Raw genomic sequence first — 6,408 nt, 5'->3', positions numbered from 1 at the left:
GGTTGAAGTGAATACCGCTTCCAAACAACTTTTGACTTATGTATCGGGATTAGGACCTGTATTGGCACAGAATATTGTTAGCTACCGAAATGAAAATGGACCCTTCAAAAGCAGGAATGAAATCAAAAAAGTACCAAGGTTGGGAGACAAAGCTTTTGAACAGGCAGCTGGGTTTTTGAGGATCAGAAATGCCAAAAATCCCTTGGATGCCAGTGCAGTACACCCCGAACGATATGAATTGTTGGAGAAAATGGCCAGGGATATCGGTGCCAAAGTCGATGATTTGATGAATTCAGAGGAACTGAGGTCAAAAATCATTTTGAAAAATTATATTTCTGAAACTGTCGGTCTTCCAACGCTTCAGGATATCATGGAGGAGATCTCCAAACCGGGAAGGGATCCAAGGGAAACCTTTGAGGTTTTCAGCTTTCAGGATGGAGTTAATGCCATGTCAGATCTGATGGTGGGTATGAAGTTACCGGGTATTGTCACCAACATTACCAAATTCGGGGCGTTTGTGGATATCGGTGTACATCAGGATGGATTGGTACATTTAAGCCATTTGGCAGACAAGTATGTGACCGATCCAGCCCAAGTCGTTTCAGTCAATCAAAAGGTCCATGTAACAGTCACGGAAGTGGATAGCTCAAGGAAAAGGATTGCCCTAAGCATGAAGTCCGACCCGTTTGCCGAAAGGGGAAAATTCACTCCCAAAGAAAAAAAGAAAAAAGAAGAACCTGAAGCAGAAGGTGATATGGCGGCGAAGTTGGCGATGTTGAAGGGGAGGTTTGGGAAGTGATCAGTGGTCAGTGTTCAGTCTCAGTTGGCAGTAGAAAGTAATCGATTGGAAGTTAAGATATAAGGAAGTATGGAGTGGTTTGGTTTAAGGTTGGGAGGATTGGAAAGGAAGGAGGCACAATAAACTTAATTGTGGATTGTCCATGATAGAAACTTGTTCTCCATACCAACCAATTAGACTTCTCCTACCGTACCAATGACATAAATCGGAGCAGCCGTCATGCTGATCACCCCGATAGCTATCGGGGCTATCGTGGAGAAGCATCTCACGAGGATCAGATAAATGTAAATTAAACATCAATAGAATCTCTTGAGATGTTTCTTCCTTGGATCAAGGCTTCCAGAAATGGAGGTCTTTTTTTATATCGCTATCCTGCCAAATCCACAAAAGTAGCTACTTTTATGGAATACGATCCACAAAAGTAGCTACTTTTGTGGAGTTAACTCCATAAAAGTTGGTATATTTGAACCAGTTAAGATTGATTAACTATCAAAACCTCTTGATCATGGAGATAGCAAGATTACAAAAACAGTGGATAAAGGATAAGCTTTATAAGGGAAAAGTCATTATTATTATTGGTCCAAGACAGGTTGGTAAAACAACTTTGATCAATGAAATTCTGAAATCCGAAAACTTTTTGTTTTTGGATGGGGATGATCCAACTATCAGAGAACTCCTAAATTCTCCAAATACTGAACAATTGAAAGGTATTTTGGGAAATTATCCGTTGGTTTTTGTTGATGAGGCCCAAAGGATCAAAGACATTGGAATTACGCTCAAAATAATACATGACAGGTTCAACGATTTACAGGTCTTGGTAAGTGGATCTTCATCTTTTGAACTTTCAGGATTGACTCAAGAGCCGCTTACGGGAAGAAAGTGGACATGTTTTTTATATCCAATCAGTTGGGAAGAGTGGGAAAAACATGCAGGATATATAAGGGCTGAGCAAAGTCTTGAAGAAAGACTTGTGTTTGGAATGTATCCGGAAATTCTGACCAATGTTGCGGAGCAAAAGGAGTTGCTTTTGGAGCTTTCAGAAAGCTATCTTTATAAGGATATTTTTTCTTTGGGACTTATAAAGAAGCCTGATGCCATTCATAGGTTGTTACAAGCTTTGGCTTATCAGGTCGGAAATGAAGTTTCATTTAATGAACTCAGCAATCTTTTGAAAATCGATGTCAAAACCGTCATCAGTTATATTGAATTGTTGGAACAGGCTTTTGTGATTTTTAGGTTAGGGACATTCAGCAGAAACCTGCGCAATGAAATTAAAACAAACAAAAAGATATATTTTTATGACAATGGAGTGAGAAATGCTTTGATAAATAACTTCTCCCCTGTTTCACTCAGAAATGATATCGGTGCCCTTTGGGAGAATTTCCTAATTAGTGAAAGAGTGAAATTTCTGGAATATCACAAGTTGAACAGGGAGATTTTTTTCTGGAGAACCAAATTCCAACAGGAAGTTGATTTTGTTGAAACATTTGATGGCAAGGTTCTTGGATTTGAATTCAAATGGAATCCCAAACAAAAAGTAAGTTTTCCTGCTTCATTTGTTGAATCTTATAATGCGGAGACCAAAGTCATCCATCGGGAAAATTTCAGGGAATTTGTGATGGATAAAAATAGACAAAAGATATAAGACACAAGATTTAAGATGTAAGAAATAGGATTACTGGTATCCTTATTTTGGTGGATCAATGTTCCATTCTTGCAATTTTCCAATCTTCCAATCAAAATTTCCCGACAGTATACGTCACAGTAATGTTAATTTTACAAACATCTATATGTTATTAAAAATAACCTTTTTATATTAGCTCCTGTTAAACAGAAAAAACATGGAAGCAATGGAAAAAATATCTGTGACTCAAAAAGAACTGCCTTCCGGCAATTGTCAAGTGAAATTTTTTGTGGAAGATGAACAAAAACCTCAATACGGCTACTTGTTGGTCAATGAGCCTAAACCTGTCGGGGAAATCATTGCGGAGATACAGGAGAGGTTGGAAAGAAGGAGGATGTCCACTTCAGGATTGAATCCATTTTCAGTAAAAAACCCCGTCAGGGAGGATAACAATTTCTATCTTTATTCTGCATAAAATTAAGCAATATGTTACTCGCAAAGAATCTTAAATTTCTAAGGTCAGAATCTGGGATGACCCAAAGTGAATTGGCTGAAAAGCTGGATCTGCAAAGGACGATGATATCAGCCTATGAGGACGGCAGGTCAGAACCTAAGCTTTCGACCCTTGCCATTTTATCCGAATTGTTTGTGGTGAGCATTGATGAACTGCTACACAATGACATCCAACAAAATGGCCGTAGGATAAACCAAAGCAAAAACATCAAAATACTGACAATCGCCGCTGACGATCAGGACAGGGAAAATATCACCATGGTCGCGCAGAAGGCATCAGCAGGATATCTCAATGGCTTTGCGGATCCGGAGTATATGGAATCCTTACCGCAGTTTCATATCCCTACACTTTCAAGAAACTCGACTTACCGTGCTTTTGAACTGAGTGGGGACAGTATGCTGCCTTTGGTGCCAGGTACAGTCATTATCGGTTCCTATGTCGAACAGCTGAAGGAAATTAAAAGCGGTAAGACTTATGTCTTGGTCACTTCATCTGAAGGTGTGGTTTACAAGAGGGTTTTCAATTACCTGGATGAAAACGGGAAACTGTTTTTGGTTTCGGACAATGAACATTATAAACCATATGAAGTAAAAGGGGAGGATGTCTTGGAAATATGGGAAGCCAAGGCTTTTATCAGTACTGATTTTCCCAATCCCAAAGACAAGGCTAAGCCTGTCAGTCTTGAAGACATTTCCCAGATGATTGTTGACCTAAAATCAGAAATCATCAGGTTAAATAGATAAAAAAAGAGCCATTTTTTGGAAAATGGCTCTTTGGTATTAAAAATTGATTATTTGAGTAAATTAATTTTTTATCTCGCCTTTCTCGGCTTTTTCGATCAAATCTTCATTCGCAGTAATAAGAATTTCAACTCTTCTGTTTTTCGCACGACCTTCGTCAGTGGTGTTATCAGCAATAGGCCTATCAAATGAATACCCATTAGTAACCATCCTATCACCACTCACCTGCTGCATCTTTAGGTAATTGCTTACTGCCTCAGCTCTTTTTTGAGAAAGATTGAGGTTGTATTGATAGGCACCTCTGTTATCAGTATGGCCTTCAATCGTGATATCCGTATCAGGGTATTCATTTAGTACATCTGCAAACTTCATGATTGTTTCCTGTGATGCAGGGGTAAGGGAGAAAGAGTCAAAACCAAAAAGGATTCCAGAATCGAAAGTCACTTTGATGGCTTCTCCTACTCTTTCAATTTCGGCGTCTTTCATTTCCTGTTCCAATTTCTCAGCTTGTTTGTCCATATAGACTCCAATACCTGCACCGACGGCGCCCCCAATAACTGCGCCAATGACGGCGCCTTCAGCTGTTTTACCTTTTTTGGAACCAAATAAGCCGCCTGCAGCAGCACCTGTTCCTGCACCTATAGCACCACCCTTTTGGGTATTGTTCCAGCTTGAACAACTTAAAAGGAAAATAACAACTAAGAAATGGGCAAATATGCCCGATTTAAATTTTAAAGCTTTCATAGTAAGAATAGTTGGTTTAGAAATTGATTTTGGCCGATAGGAACCTACAACCTTTTATTACTTGTTCCAACATCATGCCAAATACTAAAATTTTAAAAAAAGCGTTAGTTTCGACCCATTTATTCTTCGTAGGTCTTAGAAGAGTCTGCCACTAAGTGATTAATTTGCTCCATTTCCTTTTTTGTCAGGTCCCTCCATTTGCCAATTGGCAGGTCTAGAGGGATATTCATGATTCGAATACGCTTCAATTTGGTGACTTCATATCCTAGGTATTCACACATTCTTCTGATCTGCCTGTTCAGCCCTTGAGTAAGGATAATATTGAATTTATTGTGGCTGATCTGTCTGACTTCACATTTCTGAGTAACAGTATCCAGAATTGGCACTCCATTGGTCATTTTCTGAATGAAAGCCTTAGAAAGGGGTTTGTTTACCGTGACCAAATATTCTTTTTCGTGGTTGTTTTTTGCCCTTAGGATTTTATTGACAATATCCCCATCACTGGTCAGCAAAATCAGTCCTTCACTGGGCTTGTCCAGCCTTCCAATAGGGAAAATACGCTTTGGGTGGTTGATATAATCAATAATATTGTCTTTTTCAGCTTTGGTGTCCGTGGTGCAGACTACCCCGACAGGTTTGTTGAACGCGATATAAACATGATCTTCTTTAGGTTCAGAAATCAGTTTATCATTAACTCGGATTTCATCTCCTGGAAATGTCTTGGTGCCCATTTCAGGAACCTTTCCATTAATAGTAACACAACCTTCTACAATTAATTTATCAGCAGCCCTTCTGGAGCAAAAACCTACTTCGCTGAGGTATTTGTTGATTCTGGTACCCTGCACTTCACTCATCTTGATTTGAATATGATTTTTCCCGAAAGATACTTTTCATTTTTGTCAAAAAACAAAAGTCAGCGTTTTCAGTGATTTACATTATAAATTTTTTATTGGTTTGGTTTTAAATTGAAAGTTCAGAAATAGCATTAACCCTTGCTGTTATGTCCCGATATACGTTTTTATTTCAAAAAATAAGGGATTCTTTTATCCTATTGCCTTGCTTAGGGGAATTGAAAATATCACTTTGGCAGAAGATAATCTGACAAAAGTTAAAGGGAGTTAAAAGTAGGAGGTATTTATCAAAAATTTGTATCTTGAATTTTATTGAAATCTGATAATTAACCATAAAATAAACCCGAAAAAAACATGAGTAACAATTCATTTAAACAAGTTGGAGTTTGGATCGATCATTCCAAAGCCCAACTTATTGGATACAACAATGGTAATGTTGAAATAATTGAGACAATTGACTCACCTTATGAGAGTATCAAAAGGATTGAGGGTGAGGTCAATGACATGACCCGGTTTTCCCCAAATCCTGAACATGCCTCCAACAATGAGCACAAAAAAAATAATATCACCCAGAATGAACTGAATGAATATTTCAAACTGATGGAAGGAAAGCTTCATAGGTTTGAAGATATCCTACTTTTTGGACCAGGTACTGCTAAGGAGCAATTGAGAAATAGACTCAGAGAAAACAAATCATACAATGGAAAATGGTTTTCCATTCAAAGCAGTGATAAATTAACGGATAATCAACTTTTGGCCTTTGTCAGGGACTTCTATAAAAACGCACTTCCTTAGGAAGAAATCAGCTTTTTGAAGCCTTTCTTGATTTTGGCAACAGCATCAAAGGAGTCGTCTATATTGATGACTCCTTTTCCAAGTTCATGCCAATATCCGTCTCCACAATCTATAAAATTTCCTTGTTGGCCAGGTTTTTTTTCTTTCGCAAGCCCATAATCATAATCAGGAATAAAAATATGTGACAACAAGGTTTTGGTTTCCTCCCAATCTGCTTCCTTTTCTTCACCATTAACCTTGACTTCCATTTTTCGAACTGAAAAATTAACCGTTAGACTGACTTCTTTCACTTCATTGTTGGAGTCCTTGATTAGATAATGAATGGTTAGGGGTGCTTCTTT

At 38.3% G+C, this 6,408-nt stretch carries 7 protein-coding genes and 1 pseudogene; 5 read left to right on the top strand and 3 right to left on the bottom strand.

What is annotated here, in order from left to right; genetic code table 11:
• The 4 genes from ACEW8U_RS20075 to ACEW8U_RS20060 form a co-directional block, all read left to right on the top strand.
• Positions 1 to 799, top strand: a 799-nt coding sequence (locus ACEW8U_RS20075) for a helix-hairpin-helix domain-containing protein (RefSeq protein ID WP_373523834.1), incomplete at its 5' end; no start/stop codon positions are given.
• Between the two features lie 505 nt (positions 800 to 1,304).
• On the top strand, positions 1,305 to 2,444 hold the full coding sequence (locus ACEW8U_RS20070; protein ID WP_373523833.1) for an ATP-binding protein: 1,140 nt from the start codon (positions 1,305 to 1,307) through the stop codon (positions 2,442 to 2,444).
• 196 nt (positions 2,445 to 2,640) lie between these two features.
• A complete protein-coding gene (locus ACEW8U_RS20065) occupies positions 2,641 to 2,898 on the top strand; it encodes a hypothetical protein (RefSeq protein WP_373523832.1) in 258 nt (85 codons plus the stop codon).
• 11 nt (positions 2,899 to 2,909) lie between these two features.
• On the top strand, positions 2,910 to 3,680 hold the full coding sequence (locus tag ACEW8U_RS20060) for an XRE family transcriptional regulator (protein ID WP_373523831.1): 771 nt from the start codon (positions 2,910 to 2,912) through the stop codon (positions 3,678 to 3,680).
• Between the two features lie 60 nt (positions 3,681 to 3,740).
• On the opposite strand, the gene ACEW8U_RS20055 is transcribed toward ACEW8U_RS20060, so the two are convergent.
• Together ACEW8U_RS20055 and rluF are read right to left on the bottom strand one after the other, a co-directional pair.
• Positions 3,741 to 4,421 (bottom strand): OmpA family protein, encoded by a 681-nt coding sequence (locus ACEW8U_RS20055; RefSeq protein ID WP_373523830.1) that lies wholly within the window; start codon positions 4,419 to 4,421, stop codon positions 3,741 to 3,743.
• 119 nt (positions 4,422 to 4,540) lie between these two features.
• Complete coding sequence (gene rluF, locus ACEW8U_RS20050) at positions 4,541 to 5,275, bottom strand: 23S rRNA pseudouridine(2604) synthase RluF (RefSeq protein ID WP_373523829.1); 735 nt, start codon at positions 5,273 to 5,275, stop codon at positions 4,541 to 4,543.
• A 351-nt stretch (positions 5,276 to 5,626) separates the two neighbouring features.
• Here rluF and ACEW8U_RS20045 point away from each other — a divergent pair, with 351 nt between their 5' ends.
• Positions 5,627 to 6,067 (top strand): hypothetical protein, encoded by a 441-nt coding sequence (locus ACEW8U_RS20045; protein WP_373523828.1) that lies wholly within the window; start codon positions 5,627 to 5,629, stop codon positions 6,065 to 6,067.
• On the opposite strand, the pseudogene ACEW8U_RS20040 reads toward ACEW8U_RS20045, so the two are convergent.
• Positions 6,064 to 6,408: pseudogene (locus ACEW8U_RS20040) on the bottom strand (hypothetical protein); the annotation flags it as partial. The gene ACEW8U_RS20045 and the pseudogene ACEW8U_RS20040 overlap by 4 nt on opposite strands.

This window comes from Aquiflexum sp. (assembly GCF_041751335.1).
In the GTDB taxonomy this organism is placed as follows: domain Bacteria; phylum Bacteroidota; class Bacteroidia; order Cytophagales; family Cyclobacteriaceae; genus Aquiflexum.
Note: the sequence above shows the minus strand (reverse complement) of the source record. Positions and strands in the feature narration are given on the sequence as shown.